Genomic DNA, 18,967 nt, shown 5'->3' with positions numbered 1-18,967 from the left:
ATTAATTAGTTTAGTCGTTTATCATACATTAATTGGATTTGTATGCCATAAGGATCTTCAATAATACCATATGCTTCACTAAATATATTTTTTTCTAGCGGAGAGATTATTTTCACATGCTTATCGGAAATTAAATTATTATAAAACCGTTGTATTTCTTCTAAATTAGCGCTTTGAATGCAAAGTGACATGTTATTTCCAACGTTATAACGTTCATTATGCTTCATTGTATCTTCTGCTATCATTAGCTTTGTATTCCCAATTTGTAAAACAGAGTGAGCAATATGATCTTTATTTTCACTTGTAATTTTAAAAGAACTATCTCTTTTCGCCAGTTCTTCATACGTAACAATCATTAATTTTTTGGCTTCTAAATTACGTGTATAAAAGTTAATCGCCTCCTTTGCTTGCCCGTTCATTGAAAGAAAAATAGCTATCTCTAATGTCATAAATATATAACTCCTTTATTAGTTGATAATTATAATATAGATTAAAAAGGTTTCAATACATGATACCTTTTTGGGAGGGAAATATGAAAAAAACTGAACGAATAAATGACATGCTTATTTTCTTAAATAATAAAAGATATTTTAATTTAAAAGATTTAATGGCTAGATATGATATTTCTAAAAGTACTGCGTTGCGAGATATTCAATCATTGGAAGAAATAGGTGTACCCATATATTCTGAATTAGGTAGAAATGGAAGTTATAAAATTATAGAAAATAGTGTGTTATCGCCAATTTATTTTAGTGTGGATGAAATGTATGCGTTATACTTTTCAATTCTTACGCTAAATGGATACAAGACAAAACCATTTAATGTAGAAAGTATTGCGCTTGAAAATAAATTTAAACATGTATTACCTGATAATGTGAGTAAAAATATTTCAATTATGGAACGAACGCTTTCCTTTGAAGTAACAAATCATAGTAATTTTAGTCCGTTCTTAAAAGAAATTTTACAGGGAATTTTTGCTGAGCAAGTTTATCATTTAACATATTTAAAAAAAGGTGAGGAGAAAGCATTGGTTGCCCAATTTATTCGAATAGAATCTAAATTTGGCCAGTGGTATGCTAAAATCTTTAATTTTGAGACAAATCATGTTCAAATAATTAGATGTGATAAAATTCTTTCTATTGTGGAAACAAGCAATGTTCATCCAAAAAATCTTGAAGAATTATTAAGTTATCTTACTACCTTTCACAGAAAGTCTGATGCAATTGATTTTAGCGTCATTGTTAATCAAAAAGGAAAAGACATTTTTGATAAAGAGAATTACCCTTCCATGAGGTTGCAAAAGGAAAATGAAAATTACATTATAACAGGCTATTTTAACAAGCAAGAATCTGATTTTATTTCAAATTATTTTCTGAATTTCGGTGAAACGATTATTTCAATTCAGCCTGTTATGCTAAAAGAGTTAATCTATAATAAGGTGTTATCTATAAAGCAGCATTTAACTTCTTTAAGATAAAGTTAGTTTTAGCTATTTATTTGATATGAAAAAGCCCTTGAGATTTAAATATCCAAAGGGCTTTTTGGTGATTGTATTTGTTTTTTAGAAACAATTATTTTTCTGGGACGGACAGTCCATAAAAGAACATCGTAACGATATCTTTTATATGTTTTTCCCGATCTCCTTCAAGAAGTTGTGCTCCAAATTCATCACCTAATTTTGTAAACATTTGAATGTAAAGTAACATCATTTCTTTAGTAAGGTGTGGATTAATTTCGTTTTTGCGCTGAGCTTGTTCTAATATTTCTAAATACCAGGGTAGGATTTTTTCATTTTGATAACTATAAATAAACTTACGGAGTTCTTCGTCCCTCTGCATCATTTGTAGTAACATATCAGGTTGAAATAATCCGCCAGTATTCATTTTTCTTACAATCATTTTTTGCATCATATCATGAAAAGGTAATTTTTCTTCTGCAAGCTCTTTATAATATTGAAATTCAGATATGATAAATTCTTGTATAAGCTCCCTAAATAACGCATCTTTACTTCCGAAATGATTATAAATTGTAACTTGAGAAACGTTTGCTTCTTTTGCGATATGTTCTATTTTCACTTCATTAAATCCACGTTCTGAAAATAATACGAATGCTGCTTCTTTAATGGCACGCTTTTTCTTTTCTTTTACTCTTTCAAAGCCGTTCAATGCAATCACCTCACTTAAAATATACAAGAAAAAATAATGGAAAACAATAATTTTGAAATATGGACTAATAAATATTTCAAAAAGTTGTTGCGAATATGGAAGATGAGGAGTACAATAATTTTGAAATATCAAACATTAAATATTTCAAAAAAATGAGGTGGAATTATGATTTCAGTTCAAGATGTCACAAAACAGTTTTCGAATGGAAAAGGTTTGTTTCATATTACATTTGATGTAAAAGAGGGAGAAGTATTTGGTTATTTAGGACCGAATGGTGCCGGAAAATCAACGACGATTCGTAATTTAATGGGATTTATAAAACCGACAGCTGGTAAAGCGACAATTTTTGGATTAGATTGTTGGAATGAAGCAGCGAAAATTCAAAGGGAAGTTGGTTACTTGCCAGGTGAAATTTCTTTTATTGAAGGAATGAATGGATTAGAGTTTTTAAAATTAATGCAGGGAATGCGTGGATTAAAGGATACGAAAAGACGAGATGAACTGATAGAGCGTCTGCAATTTGATGTGAAAACACCGATTCGCAAAATGTCTAAAGGAATGAAGCAAAAAGTAGGGATAGTCGCTGCATTTATGCACGATCCAGAGGTGTTAATTTTAGATGAACCAACATCTGGACTTGATCCACTTATGCAACAAGTGTTTATAGATTTAATATTAGAGGAAAAGCAAAGAGGAAAAACAATCCTAATGTCATCACATATTTTTACTGAAATTGAGAGAACTTGTGACAGAGTAGCTATTATTAAAGATGGTCGACTCGTAACGGTTGAAAATATTCACGATTTACAAAGTATGAGAAGACAGGTGATAGATGTAACAGTATCATCACAAGAAGAGATTGAGTCCCTTACAAAGTGTAATTTGCAATTTGAAGCGGTAAAAGGTAGAGAGGCATCTATCATTGTACAAGGAAACTATCAAACTGTTTTACAAACACTTTCAAACTATAATGTAACGGCACTTCAAACGAGAGCGATGGATTTAGAACATTTATTTATGCATTATTACGATAAGAAAGAAGGGGTAACGCATGAATAAGCAATTATTTTTAGCTAGTTTGAAAGAAACACAAAAAAGTATTTTGAGTTATGCGTCTGGTGCAGCTTTATATCTGTGGTTATTAATTTGGATATTCCCGTCAATGGTATCAGCGAAAGGGCTAAATGAATTAATAGCTGCCATGCCTGATAGTGTGAAAAAAATCGTTGGTATGGAAAGTCCGATTCAAAACGTAATGGATTTTCTAGCGGGCGAATACTATAGTCTATTGTTTATTATCATTTTAACAATTTTTTGCGTAACAGTTGCGACACATTTAATTGCTCGTCATGTAGATAAAGGAGCAATGGCATACTTGCTAGCAACACCTGTATCTAGAGTGCAAATTGCGATTACACAAGCTGCTGTTCTCATATTGGGACTTCTAATTATTGTATCTGTTACGTATGTAGCTGGGTTAGTAGGTGCAGAATGGTTTTTACAAGATAACAACTTAAATAAAGAATTATTTTTGAAGATAAATGTAGTCGGAGGGCTCATATTTTTAGTCGTTAGTGCGTATTCATTTTTCTTTTCTTGTATATGTAATGACGAAAGAAAAGCACTAAGTTATTCAGCGAGTTTAACTATCTTATTTTTCGTATTGGATATGGTGGGGAAGTTAAGTGATAAGTTAGAATGGATGAAAAACCTATCATTATTTACGCTGTTTCGTCCGAAAGAAATTGCTGAAGGATCATATAATATATGGCCGATAAGTATAGGTTTAACTACTGTAGCGCTTTGTATTTTTATCGTAGCGATTGTATTATTTAGGAAGAGGGATTTACCGTTATAGAGTAGAAAGTCCACTGAGAAAGTGGGCTTTTTTTATTTGTAAATTTAAACTAGTATGTTTATCACATAACACTTATAAAGGATATTTATCTTTTTAATTACAGAAATATTCAAAAAAGTGAACCTTTTTCTAGGTTCATACGTCTAATACATGTAAAGTTAAATTGGAAGTGATGAAGTGAGGATGAAACAGGAGGAGCAATTGTGAAAGTAATCCCTTTATATAAAATGATTGTAAAAGAAGAAACGGATGTTTCTTTAGCGAAAAAAGGTGATCATGAAGCCTTTATAGCGCTTATACATACAGAAAAAGCGAAGATGTATCGAATAGCAAAGGCGATGTTACGTGATGAGACAAATATAGAGGATGCGATACAGACAACAATTTTAAAAGCCTATGAAAATATAAAAAAATTTAAAAAAGAAGAATTTTTTCAAACTTGGTTAATTCGAATACTAATAAATGAGTGTAACAATATTATTAGAGCGTATAAAAATGTAATTGTGACAGAAGAGAATGATTACAATATGAGTGCTTGTGATCAGTATGAAGATATAGATTTGTGTAATGCGATTCAATCGTTACATGAAGAATTAAGAGCTGTTACGGTGCTTTATTACTATGAAGACATGCATCAAGAGAGTATAGCAAAGCTGTTAGAAATACCGAAAGGAACAGTGAAATCAAGATTATCACGTGCGAGGGAACAACTACAAAAACGATTAAAGATGGAATAGGGGGTGTAAAGGATGGATAATGAAAAATTATTTGATGAGAAATTAAAAAAGAGAATAAAAGATGAAAATGTTATAGTACCTCCAGAGTTAAATGAAAAGATTAATAGCACGCTACATAATCTTAAGGTAAAAAAGAAGAGTTACAAAATTCATATGATGATAATTAGTGCAGCGGTTTGTATACTTTCAGTGGTATCTATGTCTGAGTTTTCTATACAAAGTTTTGCGCAAAATGGTGGAGTATTTGAATATGTAAAGAAAAAAGCGTTTTCTGATTATGAAAATGAAGAAGAAATAAAATCGAATGTACATTATCCAGATAAAGAAAAGATTCATCAAAAAATGCTAGATTCTATTGATTATTTTAAAAATATTTCAGGACAATTTGAGGAATATTCTAGCTCATCAAGAATTGCTACAACATATAAGTATGCGATTGATACGGAGAAACAAAGAGGTATCTCTTCGAAAGAAGATAAACTAGCCAAAAAACGAACAATTATATATAACGAGGGCAAGAAAAAAGAGTTTGATGATGAGAAGTATACCTATAAAGAGACAAAATGGAACCCGAAAGAAAGAAACAATGAACTATTAAAATTAAATCCTACGGAAAGGTTAGTGAGAAAATCAGATGAGAAAAAGAGATATGATGATGAATATGTAGGGCTAGCTAAATATAGTATTCAATCAGAATTCGCAGATTTATTAATTCGATATAAAGATTGGAATTATAAAGAAACGAAATATCTTGGATTAGATTGCTACAAAATTGAAGGAGTTATAAACATAGAGATGCCTGTTAGCACCTCTGAAAATTTAAGAGGGAAATTCGAAATGGTTGTGGAGAAAAATACAGGGATTATGTTGAAATTTCTTAGTTTTCAAGAAGGCTTGATTCAATATTCAGTTACGACTGAATGGATACAAATAGATAAGGGATTGAAAGAAAGTATATTTCAAAAGGATAGTGCTAAATATGAAAAAATGAAAAACATATTGGATGAATAGAAACAGGAGGAGAGTAAATGGGGAATCATTCATCTTTAAGAGAAGAGAAAAATAAGCAAAAATATAAAAAGAAAAAGATAATAAGTTTACTATTGGCGGTATTACTATTTGGTGGAATTGGCTATGGAGCCTATGTATATATGAAAACTTCTAGTCTTGTACAAAAATCTAATTTGAATTTAGCACGAGGTGAAAAATCCAATTTACGTGAGAAATCTGTAAAACCAATTGCAAATCATGTTTCACTTTTAATTATGGGAATTGATGAAAATCAAGAACGACAAAAGGAATATAATGGTGCATTTCATACAGATGCATTATTGTTAGCGACTTTTAATAAAGACGATAAAACAGTGAAATTAACGAGCATACCACGTGATACATATACATATGTTCCAGTTGAAAAGAAAAAAGATAAAATAACCCATGCATATGGAAGTGGTTTCGTTAAAAATGGTAAAGATGGAGGACCGCAAGCTTCTGTGGAAGCGGTAGAAAAATTGTTACAGGTGCCTGTTGATTATTTTGTGAAATTTAATTTTGGTTCCTTTACTAAAATTGTTGATGGGTTAGATGGTATTGAAGTGGATGTCCCAGTTGAATTTACGGAGCAAAATAGTAAAGATGAACCTGATGCGATTCATTTGAAAAAAGGATTACAAAAATTAAATGGGGAAGAAGCACTTGCACTAGCAAGAACGCGCCATATTGATAGTGATGCAATGAGAGGACAGCGCCAACAACTTGTTATTGAAGCGATTTTAAGTAAATTAAAAAGTGTAGGATCGGTTACGAAGCTAGAAAAAATAGTTGAGGCGGTTGATGATGATTTTAAAACAAATTTAGTAATGGATGATATTTTATCTTTTTATAAATACGGTTTAAACGGTTCAGTTGAAAAAATACAATTAGCTGGTGATGATTTATACTTACCTAATGGCCCAAACGGGCAACGTGTATATTATTATAATCCTAATAAAAAAGATCTACAGAGTTTGAGTAATACTCTTAGAACACATCTAGGATTAAGTGAAAAACAGATTGAGGAGAATTAAAGCAGATGTAATGTCTGCTTTTTTATTATGTTAAATAGTATGTCTTTTATTCGTAAATATTATATACTATTTTCAAATTTAAGATAATAGTGTAACATAAAGTTATAGTTTAAGTTAAATAACAGGGGGCTATTACATAGAATATATCATTAGCAATTATTGAAATAGTATGGGAGAAATGAAAATACAGGGGAGTATCAAAAATGAGAATCGTAAAGAATTTAACATTCCAAGTTATTGTGGCCATTATTTGTGGTATTGCAGTAGGGGCAATTTGGCCGAGTGTTGGACAACAAATGAAGCCAATTGGTGAAACATTCATCAATATGATTAAAATGGTTATTGCACCGATTATCTTTTTAACAATTGTGCTCGGTATTGCAAGTATGGGAAGTATGAAAAAGGTAGGCCGTGTTGGTGGGAAGGCACTATTATATTTTGAAATTGTTACAACAGCGGCTTTAATTATTGGTATCATCGTAGCGAATGTTGTACGTCCAGGAGATGGATTAGATCCCTCAAAACTAAAAGGCGGAGATGTTTCACAATATGTACAAAGTGGGCAAGAAATGAAATGGATGGATTTCTTTTTACATATCGTGCCGTCTAACATGTTTGAAGCATTTGCCAAAGGTGATATTTTACAAGTTCTGTTCTTCTCCATTTTATTCGGAGCAGGGTTAACGATGTTAGGAAAAAATGGACAACCGGTTATTGACTTTTTTGAAAGATTATCGAAAGTATTTTTTAACATTTTATCAATTGTAATGAAATTAGCACCGGTTGGAGCATTCGGTGGGATGGCATTTACAATTGGGAAGTATGGTTTAAGCACGCTCATACCACTTGGTAAATTAATGATTTGTGTATATGCGACAATGGCATTATTTGTTTTTATTGTTTTAAATTTTATTTGTAAATTGTATAAATTTAGTTTGTGGAAATATTTAGCGTATATTAAAGAAGAATTACTTATTGTTCTCGGGACATCATCGTCAGAATCAGTACTGCCGCGGATGATGACAAAGATGGAAGACTTCGGGTGTTCGAAACCGGTAGTAGGTTTAGTCATTCCAACAGGCTATTCTTTTAACTTAGATGGAACAACAATTTATTTATCGATGGCTACTATATTTTTAGCGCAAGTTTTTCACGTCGATCTTTCACTAGGTCAACAATTAACTATAATAGCTATTTTGTTAGTTACATCTAAAGGAGCAGCAGCAGTAACCGGCGGGGGATTCATTGTACTAGCATCTACTCTATCTGCAATGAATGTTATCCCATTAGAAGGTTTAGCGTTATTACTTGGTGTAGATCGTTTCATGTCAGAAGCACGTGCTATCGTTAATTTAATTGGTAACGGTATTGCAACTGTAGTTGTTGCGAAAAGTGAAAATGAATTTGATGATGAGAAGTATACGAGAGTAGTAGAGGAAATGAAAAGAGAAAAAATGGTCGGGTAAAAAGTCAGCTTTGCTGACTTTTTTATTTTTGTAGAAAAGATGTTTTTAGATATATGCATTATTTATTAGTAATAATTAACAAGTATTCAAGTGGTAAATGAGATGAAAGTGATTAAAACAACGAATGTGTATGAATGCGAAATAAGGTTTGAACAAAATATGGAATTTTTATGAATATTACTGTAAAAAAATAATTTTTTAAAAATTTTCAATAATAATACTTTACAAAAATTAAAAAATTAGTAGAATAAGAATTAGTAAGAATCGTCTGATAAATATATAGAGAAAAACAGAATTATCAGAAAATTCTTTAATAGCTATCGTTAAGAATTAGGGAGGGTACAAAATGAAAAAGAAACAAATGAAAAAACTAACAGCAGTTGTAGCACCGGTTTTAGCAATGAGCATGGCGTTAACAGCATGTTCTACATCAGGTGGAGATAAGAAGACAAGCACAAATTCTAGCTCTAGTGGAGATAGTAAATCAGGGGAAAAATTAGCAGCAAAACAAGTGTTAAATCGAACAGTAACACAAGAGATTCCGACGATGGACTCTTCAAAATCAACTGATACAGTATCTTCACAAATGCTAGGTAATACGATGGAAGGGTTATATCGTCTTGATAAAGACAATAAGCCGATTCCAGCAGCAGCAGAATCTAGCACGAAAAGTGAAGATGGTAAAAAATATACGTTCAAACTACGCAAAGATGCAAAATGGTCAAATGGAGATCCAGTAACTGCGAAAGATTTCGTATACGCTTGGCAACGTCTATTAGATCCAAAAACAGCTGCTGAGTATGCATTTATCGCATTCCCGATTAAAAATGCAGAAGTAGTAAATAAAGGAGAAAAACCTGTAACTGAATTAGGAGTAAAAGCAGTAGATGATCTTACGCTTGAAGTTGAGTTAGAGCAAGCAGTACCGTACTTCTTAAACTTAGTAGCATTCCCATCATATTATCCATTAAACGAAAAGTTCGTAAAAGAAAAGGGCGAGAAGTTCGGTTTAGAGTCTGATACAACTGTCTATAATGGACCGTTCGTTCTTAAAGATTGGAAGCATGAACAAGGATGGCAATTAAAGAAAAATGATCAATATTGGGATAAAAAGACTGTGAAACTGGAAGAAGTTAACTTTAGTGTTGTTAAAGAGGCTGCGACTTTAGTCAATCTATATGATAGCGGTCAAGTTGACTTTGCTTTATTAAATGGAGAGTTCGTTGATAAATATAGAAGCAAGAAAGATGAATTTGGCACATATTCACAAGTGAGTACGTATTTCATTCGTATGAACCAAAAACGTGATGGACAAGACACGCCATTAAAGAGCAAAAAATTACGTGAAGCAATTGCGCTATCAATTGATAAAAAGAATTTAGCAAATGTAATTTTAAATGATGGATCAAAAGAAGCTGACTTCTTAGTACCAAAAGGGTTAGCAACTGGACCGGACGGTAAAGATTTCCAAGAAACATTTAAAAACGGTTTGAAACCAAATCCTAAAAAAGCTGCTGCAGCTTGGGAAGAAGCGAAAAAAGAACTTGGAAAAGATCAAGTTACGATTGAATTCTTAAACTACGATACTGGTAATGCGAAAAAAGTTGGCGAATATATTAAAGATCAGATTGAGAAAAACCTAAAAGGTGTAACAGTTAATATTAAACTTCAACCATTTAAGCAAAAACTAAAATTAGAAACTGAACAACAATATGATATTTCGTATGGCGGATGGAATCCGGATTATGCAGATCCAATGACGTTCTTAGATATGTTTGAGACTGGACATTCTCATAACCAAATGAGCTTCTCTGACCCTAAATATGATGGCATGGTGAAAAAAGCTGGAACAGAATTAATGAGCGATGCGAAAAAACGTTGGGAAGAGTTAGGAAAAGCTGAAAAAACATTACTTGAAGAAGATGTAGCGATTGTACCTTTATATCAACGTGGAGATTCTTATGTTTTACAACCAAATGTAAAGGGAGTAGTAAAACATAATATCAGTCCAGAATTTAGCTTTAAGTGGGCATATGTGACTGAAAAATAATAGAGTTGAAAAAGCATTTAAAAGTGGCTTAGCTATCTTTAAATGCTTTTTTGTGAGCTTAAAATACTAATTTTTAGTATGGTTAAATAGAGGAGAATAAGGTGTATAGTATGTACATATAGTAGATGGGGGATAAATCCTACTAAAATAAAAAGTCAGAATATTTAAAATTAAACTATTTACAAATGCGAAAAAAAGAGTAGAATAGCATTAGTTGTAATTTTCATAAAAATAAATCTTTAGTAAGGGGTCTCTCAAGGGTTGGTAATGTACATATAATTAGGGAGGGTACAAAAATGAAGAGAAAAAAGATGAAAAAGTTAACGGCAGTTGTGGTACCAGTTTTAGCGATGAGTGTTGCATTGACAGCATGTTCTGGGTCAGGTGGGGAAAAGAAAACGACTACTACATCAAATAGTGGGGAAGAAAAAAAATCTGATATTAAATATGCAGCGAAACAAGTATTAAATCGTACGGAAAACCAAGAAATTCCGACGATGGATACTTCTAAATCTACTGATACATTAGGTGCGCAAATTTTAGGGAACACGATGGAAGGCCTATATCGCCTTGATAAAGATAATAAGCCAATTCCTGCTGCTGCAGAGTCTAGTACGAAAAGTGAAGATGGTAAAAAGTATACGTTTAAACTGCGAAAAGATGCAAAATGGTCAAATGGTGATCCTGTAACAGCGAAAGATTTCGTTTTCGCATGGCAGCGCTTACTTGATAAGAATACTGCGGCAGAATATGCATTTATTGCTTACTATATTAAAAATGCAGAAGCGATTAATAAAGGAGAAAAACCTGTAACTGAATTAGGAGCGAAGGCGGTAGATGATTACACGCTAGAAGTAGAATTAGAAAAACCGGTACCTTATTTCTTAAATTTATTAGCATTCCCATCATACTATCCATTAAATGAAAAATTCGTAAAAGAAAAAGGTGATAAGTACGGTTTAGAAGCAGATACAACTGTGTATAACGGTCCATTCGTTATGTCTTCATGGAAACATGAACAAGGTTGGCAGCTGAAGAAAAATGATAAGTACTGGGATAAAAAGACTGTGAAATTAGAAGAAATTAACTATAGTGTAGTAAAAGAGGTTGCAACTAAAGTAAACTTATATGATACAGGATCAATTGATTTTACATTACTATCAGGAGAGTTTGTAGATAAATATAAATCGAACAAAGAAGAATATGGTGAGTATGCGGAATCAAGTACATTCTTCTTACGTTTAAATCAAAAACGTAACGGACAAGATACGCCTTTAAAGAGCAAAAAACTACGTGAAGCAATTGCATTATCGGTTGATAAAAAAGGATTGGCAAATGTAATTTTAAATAATGGATCGAAAGCAACAGATCAATTGGTTCCAAAAGGACTTGCGACAGGGCCAGATGGTAAAGATTATCAAGATACATTTAAAAATGGTCTGAAATATAATCCGAAAAAAGGAGCAGCAGCGTGGGAAGAGGCGAAAAAAGAACTTGGAAAAGATCAAGTTACAATTGAATTGCTAAGTTATGATGATGGAACTGCGAAAAAGATTGCTGACTATGTAAAAGATCAAATTGAGAAAAATTTAAAAGGTGTAACGATTAATACAAAAATTCAGCCGTTCAAACAAAAATTAAAATTAGAAACTGCGCAAGATTATGAAATTTCTTATGCAGGTTGGAGTCCAGACTATGCGGATCCAATGACATTTATTGATATGTTTGAATCGAAGAGCCCGTACAACCAAATGAGTTATTCAAATCCAAAATACGATGAAATGGTAGGAAAAGCAGGTAATGAATTAATGAGTGATGCGAAAAAACGCTGGGAAACGTTAGGGAAAGCTGAAAAGTTATTCCTTGAAGAAGATGCAGGGTTAGTTCCTTTATATCAAACAGGAAGATCGTACGTAATGAAACCGAATGTAAAAGGAATTGTGAAACATAACATCAGTCCAGAATATAGCTTTAAGTGGGCGTATGTAACTGAGGATGGCGGAAAAAAATAAAGTGAAAGCATTTCAAAAGTGGCTGAGCTGCTTTTGAAATGCTTTTTAGTATGCATAAGGGAATAAATCTCGTTAGCCTATTGAGAATCGGGTAGGTAATTAGGAAGGTTCTATCGGAGGAAAATAGAGAGGTCAGTAAGTAGTAAGACAGATGAATGATAGTAAGAGACCTCATGCTAATAAGAAAAATATAGAACGTAGTAATAGATTGGAATAAGGGAAGGGATGTTTACATATAGTAGACGGGGGATAATTCATATAGTAGTTAAAACAGCAAGTTACTATAATAAAAAAATAAATATTTAGAAAATTTACAAAAATACTTTACAAAATTTTAAAAAACAGTAGAATATTAATTAATAAGAATTTTCTGATAACAAAAGTTAGTAGAGAATTTCTAAATGTTAATATCGTACATATAATTGAGGAGGGTACAAAAAAATGAAGAGAAAAAAGATGAAAAAATTGACAGCGGTTGTAGCACCAGTTTTAGTAATGAGTATGGCATTAACAGCTTGCTCTGGATCAGGAGATAAAGAGAAGGCAAGCACAACACCAAAAAGTGGTGAAAAAGAAGGCGGAAAGCTAGCGGCGAAGCAAGTGCTTAATTTAACAGAGTCTCAAGAGATTCCATCTATGGACTCTGCTAAAGCGACAGACCAAGTATCGTTTCTAGCTTTAAACAACGTAATGGAAGGTTTATATCGACTTGATAAAGATAATAAAGCAACACCAGGAGTTGCTGAATCATATAAAAAGAGTGATGATGGTAAAAAATACACATTTACATTAAATAAAAATGCAAAATGGTCAAATGGAGAGCCTGTAACAGCGAAGGATTTCGTGTTTGCTTGGAAACGTGCGGTAGATAAAAATACAGCAGCAGAATATGCATACATTATGTTTGATTTGAAAAATGCACAAGCGATTAATGAAGGAAAAGCTGAACTAGATACGTTAGGAGTAAAAGCTGTAGATGACTATACGTTAGAAGTAGAATTAGAAAATCCAGTTCCTTACTTTGTAGAATTAACTTCATTTGGAACATTTTATCCATTAAACGAGAAATTTGTAAAAGAAAAAGGAGAAAAGTACGGTTTAGAATCAGATACGACGTTATACAACGGACCGTTTACATTAACAGACTGGAAACATGAAGAAGGTTGGAAGTTAAAGAAAAATGCACAATATTGGGATAATAAAACAGTTAAGTTAGATGAAATCAACTTTAACGTAGTAAAAGATAGCGGTACACGTGTTAACTTATATGAAAGTGGACAAATCGATCGTTCAGGACTTACATCTGAATTTGTTGACAAATATAAATCAAGCCCCGACTTCTTTACACAAAAAACACCGTCAACGTACTTCTTACGCTTAAACCAAAAACGTGGTGGGCAAGATACAGTGTTAAAGAGCAAAGATCTACGTTTAGCGATTGCAAAAGCGTACGATAAAAAAGGCTTAACGAATGTAATTTTAAATGATGGTTCTACACCTGCAGATTATTTAGTGCCAAAAGAATTTGCTAAGAGCCCAGATGGAAAAGACTTCCGTAAAGAAAATGGAGATATTTTAAAAACAGATGTGAAAAAAGCAAAAGAGCATTGGGAAAAAGCGAAAAAAGAGCTTGGAAAAGATGCAATTACAGTAGAACTATTAAACTATGATGGTGATGGTGCGAAAAAAGTAGGAGAATTCTTAAAAGGAGAACTTGAGAAAAACTTACCAGGTTTAACGGTGAATTTGAAAAACCAGCCATTTAAACAAAAGTTAAAATTAGAATCAGATCTAGATTATGATTTATCTTACGCTGGTTGGGGGCCTGACTACTTAGATCCAATGACATTCATTGATATGTTTGTTACAAATGGCCCTCATAACCAAACAGGATATTCAAATCCTAAATATGATGAAATTGTACAAAAAGGTAAAGGTGAGCTATTAACGAAAACGAAAGAGCGTTGGGATAGCTTACTGAAAGCGGAGAAAATGTTATTGGAAGATGCAGCAATTGCACCATTATATCAACGTGGTGATGCTATCGTTCAAAGACCTAAAGTAAAAGGTATTGTTCACCATCCAGTTGGTGGAGACTACAGCTATAAATGGGCATATATTACAGAGGATAAGTAAGATGAGGGGCGTACAATACGCCCCTTTTTCTATGCACTTTTCTTCCGTCCTCGAATATATAAAATAAAAAAGGGAGAATCCCATGAAACGAAACACATACATCGATTTCCTAGCTTATTACGGAATAGGAAGTGCTCATCCTGGTGGTTTTACGTTAACAAAACAATTGTTAGCACAACTGCCTTTTAAATATGGAGCGAATGTCCTTGAGATAGGTTGCGGTACGGGGAAAACAGCGGCATATATGACAAGGGAATTTCGTTATAAAGTAACAACGGTTGAAAAGAATGAAATTATGATTCAAAAGGCAAAAGATAGATGGTTGTTTGAAGGGTTAGATATACAATTAATTGAAGAAAATGTAGAGCAATTACCGTGTTTGAATAACTCATTTGAGTTCGTACTTGGAGAATCAATCATCGCTTTTACAGACAAAGAAAGGGTTATCTCGGAGTGTTATCGTGTATTACAGCAGGACGGTAAGCTTGTTGTCATTGAAATGATTATTGATAGGCACATTGATAAGGGTGAGGAAGAAAAAATCGCCCAATTATATGGTATGAAAGAATTATTAACTGAGAATGAGTGGGTACAATTATTTCAGAAAGCAAATTTTAAAAGAATTACAATTGCTGGCGGTGGCACGATTGCAGAAACGATCTCTGGCTATGTAGAAGAGCCAGAATGGAATGTATCCTCACATATTCCGAATGAGTTATATGAGGCGTGGGTACAGCATGAAAATGTACGGCTTATGTACCAACACATTTTAGGGCATCGTATTTTTATATGTGAAAAATAAAGAAAAAGAGTTGGCTAAAGGTAGCCAACTCTTTACTATGTTAAATGAAAAATAATGCAGCTAATGTAATTCCGAAGATGAAACCAAATCCGAGTTCAACACCCCAGCCACAACCGCCGCCTCCCCAGCCGCCGCAACCACAACTACTACAACCACGACCACCACATCCGCAGCTGCTGAATCCACCACCGCATCCGAATCCACAACTATCACACCTGCTAAGGCCTCCACAAAGGTCACAACCACCGTTTGCATAAGCGTCATAGTAGCCGAATCCTGAATCAAAAGATGAGCGCTGTTGCACCGGTTCAATCCATACAGAGCTTTGTGTCACATCGATTATTTTTCCTAAATGTATACGGCCATCACGGTCTTCAATCCGAACAACTTTTCCGAAGTAACGTCGGCATGTATCATAACATTTTTGTCTATGCATGTTCTTTCCTCCTTCCGCATTACAGTAATACGATATGTAAGGGGGACAAGTGCGGCTTGTACGAATGCCCTATCTATCATAATTGTTATAGGAAAGGGGAAATATAAGAAGAGGATATATAAGGAGGAAAAGGCATGAAATCTACAGATCAGTTTCAGACATACGAAGTACCGTGGGAAGAATTTATTGAAGCGTTGCGAGAGGAAATGAAGAAGCAAGTAGGGGCAGATATTATTGATACAGTAGTTTGCAATTTAGAAGATGGTTTTGAAGTGTATACATATGTGCAGGGGGATTTAGATTTTGAATATAAGGAAGCGCTTGAGAGAAAATACGGAAGTGATGCGAAGACACCTAATGTGTTAACGATAATGTTATTAGCTAGTATTTATAATACAGGTGAAGAGAATATACGCTTGCATGCGGATCATAAAGAGAATCCGATTGTTGAAGTGTATGTAAAGCAATGAAACACGCTGTGAAAGGCGTGTTTTTTAATTGTATGATAAAATGTTAGAAAATTAAGAAAGAAGGTGATGAGTTGGGAATTAAACATCTTAATTTAACAGTTGCAGATGTAGTAGCTGCAAGAGAGTTTTTAGAAAAGTATTTTGGCTTAACTTGTAGTGGAACAAGGGGGAATGCCTTTGCAGTTATGCGTGATAATGATGGATTTATACTAACGTTAATGAAAGGGAAAGAAGTTCAGTATCCAAAAACATTTCATGTAGGATTTCCACAAGAAAGTGAAGAACAAGTAGATAAGATAAATCAAAGATTGAAGGAAGATGGATTTTTGGTCGAGCCTCCTAAGCATGCCCATGCGTATACGTTTTACGTTGAAGCACCTGGTGGATTTACAATAGAAGTGATGTGTTAAGTTAAAAATCAAACTTTTTGTTATGTGTTTTTAAAATAAAAAGTAGGAAAAGTCTGTTTTAAGCGTGGAGCTTAAACAGGCTTTTTTACTTATATAATTGGATAGAGAATGCTAGAAGAAATATTACCAAGTGTATGATCTGTTTACATAATAAAGTTATGGTGGGTTAGTTGTCCTAAAATACAAGTCATATATCTTGTTTCCTCTCATAAATTTAAACATAGGAATTTGTCTACAAAGGTGGCGAAGCCTCATCATGAAAATCCGAATTTGTGCCACGTTCATGTTGTTTCTATTTATATGTTTACCTTTATCAGCTTTTGCAAAAGGAGAGGAGGCAAAGGAAAGGGTCGTTTCACTTGTATATGACGATTCGGGCAGCATGAGAAATAACGATCGCTGGAAATATGCCAATTATGCTTTGCAAAGTTTAGTTGCGCTATTGGATGAAAAAGATAAATTTTCTTACGTTCCAATGAGTAAGCCGAATGATCCATTAAACATTTCGTTAACGAAGGATAAAAGGCAAACAGAAATTGAGGGAATTGGAGCGTGGAAAACGTATTTAAATACTCCATTTAGCGCGGTAGAAACGGCGATGCAATCTATAAAAAAGGAAGCAGATATAGATGGAAAACGTGAATTTTGGCTTATTGTATTAACTGACGGGGCATTTAATGATTTAGAGAAAGATAAGGTTGGCGGAAAAGAACAAATTTTGCAGAAATTAGCCCAGTTTAAGAAAGAAATGGATGCAAAAAAGATATCGTTACATCCAGTCTTAATTACGATGGAAGAAGATTTAGGACAACAAGAAAAAGAACAACTAAATACGTTCAAGGAAATATGGAAGAAAGAGATAAATGGCGTTACGATGCCGTCAAGCGGAGAAGATGGCATTGTAAAAAGTGTAAATCAAGTGGCAGCATTAGTTGCAAATCGTGATCCATTCTCCTCTGTTGAATCGATTGTAAAAACGAAAGTAGTGGGGAAAAGAGTAGAGATTACAACACCATTTCCGTTAAAGCGTATGACGCTTGTACGACAATCGCCTTCTCTGCCCGATTATCAAGTCACACAAATTTCTAAACCATTACAATTACAATCTTCTTTTTCCATACATGCACCAGGAGAAGCAAAATTGTTCGGAAATATAGTTCATATAAGTACGGAAAATGAGGAAGTTATTAAACCAGGAACTTATACGATAGAAGTGGACCAGGACATTGAGAAAGAAGGACTACAAGTATTAGTTGAACCAGCGCTTAATTATACGGTTTCTACTTATGACAAAGATGATAGTAGTCAAAAAAATGTAGAGAAAATGTACGAAGGTGTTACTGCTGTTATTGAAGCAAAGCCTACGGAGTTGCCAGTTCAGTCTTCTTACTTTCAGGCAGAAGTAGAAATAGATGGAAAACAATATGCAATGAAGTGGAACGATAAAAGGCATGTGTTTTATTACGAAACGAAGCTTGGTAAAGGATTAGTACGCGGGAAAGTTCATATGAATATAAAGGGGTTTTATAGACAGACGAAAGAATTTAAAATTGAAACAGCTGAGAAACCGAAATTATCACTTCAAACTGTTACAAAAGATTATGAAGAAAAAGTGACAAATTTAGAGAATAGTAAACCATTTGTTTTACAACCACAGTTAGATGGTAAGTTAATGACAGAAGAAGCTGTAAAAAAACTATTAAAATCTACTGGTGTCACATCTAAACAATCAATCAATTATGAAATAAAGCAACATGGAAATCAAATCTATGTTTATCCTCGTCCCTATTACTCCGACACATTTAATTTTACAGATACCGGCACCGTAGAAGCTACCATCGTAATGCAGGATTCAAAGTTACAAGAAGTAAAGAAAAACATAACATTCCATATTCAAGATGCTCCGTTTTATGAAAAATATGCGCTTATTTTTAAGTTTGTCATTCCTATCACTTTATTACTGCTAGTAGTAGGAATCATTGTTTTAGGATGGATTGTTCGGCCAAGATTTCACCGGAAAGCACTACTGTATTATGAATGGGATCAAGAGGTAGCGAAAGATTGGCTATATCAATCTGAACCAGAATTACTTCGAAATAAATGGTGGAACCATTATTTTGGTATCCCATTTAGAGCAGAAAGAAAAACCGTGCAATCCGTTACGTTTATAGCGAAGAAAGGTTCGAAATCTGTCTTTGTAGCGAAAGAATCACAAGTAGTTGGAATGATTATTGATGGAATGTTTATAGCAGAGGATGAAGTAGGAATGGAACATAAGACACTATATCCAAATGAACTTTTACTAATTGATAGGGGATATGGTAAAGAGATTTACAAGTACGAATGTGAATAGTAGGTA

17 protein-coding genes are annotated in these 18,967 nt (G+C 33.4%); 14 read left to right on the top strand and 3 right to left on the bottom strand.

All coding sequences use genetic code 11. The annotated features are described in order from the left end of the window. Positions 1–5: 5 nt before the first annotated feature. Positions 6–449, bottom strand: a complete 444-nt coding sequence (locus GD442_RS17055; RefSeq protein ID WP_000171342.1) for a VOC family protein — start codon at positions 447–449, stop codon at positions 6–8. Between the two features lie 59 nt (positions 450–508). Here GD442_RS17055 and GD442_RS17050 point away from each other — a divergent pair, with 59 nt between their 5' ends. Continuing rightward, a complete protein-coding gene (locus GD442_RS17050; RefSeq protein WP_002041615.1) occupies positions 509–1,477 on the top strand; it encodes a helix-turn-helix transcriptional regulator in 969 nt (322 codons plus the stop codon). Between the two features lie 94 nt (positions 1,478–1,571). On the opposite strand, the gene GD442_RS17045 is transcribed toward GD442_RS17050, so the two are convergent. After that, on the bottom strand, positions 1,572–2,174 hold the full coding sequence (locus GD442_RS17045) for a TetR/AcrR family transcriptional regulator (protein ID WP_002041614.1): 603 nt from the start codon (positions 2,172–2,174) through the stop codon (positions 1,572–1,574). Between the two features lie 156 nt (positions 2,175–2,330). Between GD442_RS17045 and GD442_RS17040 the strand changes: the two genes are divergently transcribed. The 10 genes from GD442_RS17040 (at position 2,331) to GD442_RS16995 (ending at position 15,292) form a co-directional block, all read left to right on the top strand. After that, the gene (locus GD442_RS17040; protein ID WP_000626569.1) at positions 2,331–3,224 is read left to right on the top strand and encodes an ABC transporter ATP-binding protein; all 894 of its coding nucleotides are present in this window, start codon (positions 2,331–2,333) and stop codon (positions 3,222–3,224) included. Continuing rightward, positions 3,217–4,023, top strand: a complete 807-nt coding sequence (locus GD442_RS17035) for an ABC transporter permease subunit (RefSeq protein ID WP_001041429.1) — start codon at positions 3,217–3,219, stop codon at positions 4,021–4,023. The genes GD442_RS17040 and GD442_RS17035 overlap by 8 nt, the downstream gene beginning before the upstream one ends. A 203-nt stretch (positions 4,024–4,226) precedes the next feature. Then, positions 4,227–4,760 (top strand): RNA polymerase sigma factor, encoded by a 534-nt coding sequence (locus GD442_RS17030; protein ID WP_000864728.1) that lies wholly within the window; start codon positions 4,227–4,229, stop codon positions 4,758–4,760. A 12-nt stretch (positions 4,761–4,772) separates the two neighbouring features. Then, positions 4,773–5,771 carry a hypothetical protein gene (locus GD442_RS17025; RefSeq protein ID WP_000368251.1) on the top strand — a complete coding sequence of 333 codons (999 nt, stop codon included), beginning with the start codon at positions 4,773–4,775 and terminating at the stop codon, positions 5,769–5,771. Between the two features lie 17 nt (positions 5,772–5,788). Then, positions 5,789–6,826, top strand: coding sequence for an LCP family protein (locus tag GD442_RS17020; RefSeq protein ID WP_000526727.1), 1,038 nt, complete (start codon positions 5,789–5,791; stop codon positions 6,824–6,826). 203 nt (positions 6,827–7,029) lie between these two features. Next, a complete protein-coding gene (locus GD442_RS17015; RefSeq protein ID WP_001223629.1) occupies positions 7,030–8,292 on the top strand; it encodes a dicarboxylate/amino acid:cation symporter in 1,263 nt (420 codons plus the stop codon). 346 nt (positions 8,293–8,638) lie between these two features. Next, a complete protein-coding gene (locus GD442_RS17010; RefSeq protein ID WP_000730167.1) occupies positions 8,639–10,342 on the top strand; it encodes a peptide ABC transporter substrate-binding protein in 1,704 nt (567 codons plus the stop codon). A gap of 296 nt (positions 10,343–10,638) precedes the next feature. Further along, complete coding sequence (locus GD442_RS17005) at positions 10,639–12,354, top strand: peptide ABC transporter substrate-binding protein (protein ID WP_000823467.1); 1,716 nt, start codon at positions 10,639–10,641, stop codon at positions 12,352–12,354. Positions 12,355–12,795: 441 nt separating this feature from the next. Continuing rightward, positions 12,796–14,490 carry a peptide ABC transporter substrate-binding protein gene (locus GD442_RS17000; protein ID WP_000823448.1) on the top strand — a complete coding sequence of 565 codons (1,695 nt, stop codon included), beginning with the start codon at positions 12,796–12,798 and terminating at the stop codon, positions 14,488–14,490. A gap of 82 nt (positions 14,491–14,572) precedes the next feature. After that, positions 14,573–15,292: a class I SAM-dependent methyltransferase gene (locus GD442_RS16995; protein WP_159365133.1), complete on the top strand. Its 720-nt coding sequence runs from the start codon at positions 14,573–14,575 to the stop codon at positions 15,290–15,292. A gap of 40 nt (positions 15,293–15,332) precedes the next feature. Here the strand turns inward: GD442_RS16995 and GD442_RS16990 are convergent, their stop codons facing one another. Beyond that, positions 15,333–15,728: a hypothetical protein gene (locus tag GD442_RS16990; RefSeq protein WP_000555000.1), complete on the bottom strand. Its 396-nt coding sequence runs from the start codon at positions 15,726–15,728 to the stop codon at positions 15,333–15,335. Between the two features lie 134 nt (positions 15,729–15,862). On the opposite strand from GD442_RS16990, the gene GD442_RS16985 reads away from it, so the two are divergent. The 3 genes from GD442_RS16985 to GD442_RS16975 all read left to right on the top strand — a co-directional run bounded on the left by GD442_RS16985 (position 15,863) and on the right by GD442_RS16975 (position 18,961). Continuing rightward, complete coding sequence (locus GD442_RS16985; RefSeq protein WP_000842900.1) at positions 15,863–16,198, top strand: hypothetical protein; 336 nt, start codon at positions 15,863–15,865, stop codon at positions 16,196–16,198. Positions 16,199–16,269: 71 nt separating this feature from the next. Next, complete coding sequence (locus GD442_RS16980) at positions 16,270–16,608, top strand: VOC family protein (protein WP_000511515.1); 339 nt, start codon at positions 16,270–16,272, stop codon at positions 16,606–16,608. A gap of 256 nt (positions 16,609–16,864) precedes the next feature. Then, on the top strand, positions 16,865–18,961 hold the full coding sequence (locus GD442_RS16975) for a vWA domain-containing protein (protein ID WP_000702061.1): 2,097 nt from the start codon (positions 16,865–16,867) through the stop codon (positions 18,959–18,961). Positions 18,962–18,967 lie beyond the last annotated feature (6 nt).

It is taken from the genome of Bacillus sp. A260, from assembly GCF_009861435.1.
GTDB classification, from domain to species: domain Bacteria; phylum Bacillota; class Bacilli; order Bacillales; family Bacillaceae_G; genus Bacillus_A; species Bacillus_A cereus.
Note: the sequence above shows the minus strand (reverse complement) of the source record. Positions and strands in the feature narration are given on the sequence as shown.

Bases quoted from the DNA above. Each gene is read 5' to 3' on its own strand.
- GD442_RS17055 (WP_000171342.1), bottom strand. From the start codon at position 449: ATGACATTAGAGATAGCTATTTTTCTTTCAATGAACGGGCAAGCAAAG.
- GD442_RS17050 (WP_002041615.1), top strand. From the start codon at position 509: ATGATACCTTTTTGGGAGGGAAATATGAAAAAAACTGAACGAATAAAT.
- GD442_RS17040 (WP_000626569.1), top strand. From the start codon at position 2,331: ATGATTTCAGTTCAAGATGTCACAAAACAGTTTTCGAATGGAAAAGGT.
- GD442_RS17035 (WP_001041429.1), top strand. From the start codon at position 3,217: ATGAATAAGCAATTATTTTTAGCTAGTTTGAAAGAAACACAAAAAAGT.
- GD442_RS17025 (WP_000368251.1), top strand. From the start codon at position 4,773: ATGGATAATGAAAAATTATTTGATGAGAAATTAAAAAAGAGAATAAAA.
- GD442_RS17020 (WP_000526727.1), top strand. From the start codon at position 5,789: ATGGGGAATCATTCATCTTTAAGAGAAGAGAAAAATAAGCAAAAATAT.
- GD442_RS17015 (WP_001223629.1), top strand. From the start codon at position 7,030: ATGAGAATCGTAAAGAATTTAACATTCCAAGTTATTGTGGCCATTATT.
- GD442_RS17010 (WP_000730167.1), top strand. From the start codon at position 8,639: ATGAAAAAGAAACAAATGAAAAAACTAACAGCAGTTGTAGCACCGGTT.
- GD442_RS17005 (WP_000823467.1), top strand. From the start codon at position 10,639: ATGAAGAGAAAAAAGATGAAAAAGTTAACGGCAGTTGTGGTACCAGTT.
- GD442_RS17000 (WP_000823448.1), top strand. From the start codon at position 12,796: ATGAAGAGAAAAAAGATGAAAAAATTGACAGCGGTTGTAGCACCAGTT.
- GD442_RS16995 (WP_159365133.1), top strand. From the start codon at position 14,573: ATGAAACGAAACACATACATCGATTTCCTAGCTTATTACGGAATAGGA.
- GD442_RS16990 (WP_000555000.1), bottom strand. From the start codon at position 15,728: ATGCATAGACAAAAATGTTATGATACATGCCGACGTTACTTCGGAAAA.
- GD442_RS16985 (WP_000842900.1), top strand. From the start codon at position 15,863: ATGAAATCTACAGATCAGTTTCAGACATACGAAGTACCGTGGGAAGAA.
- GD442_RS16975 (WP_000702061.1), top strand. From the start codon at position 16,865: ATGAAAATCCGAATTTGTGCCACGTTCATGTTGTTTCTATTTATATGT.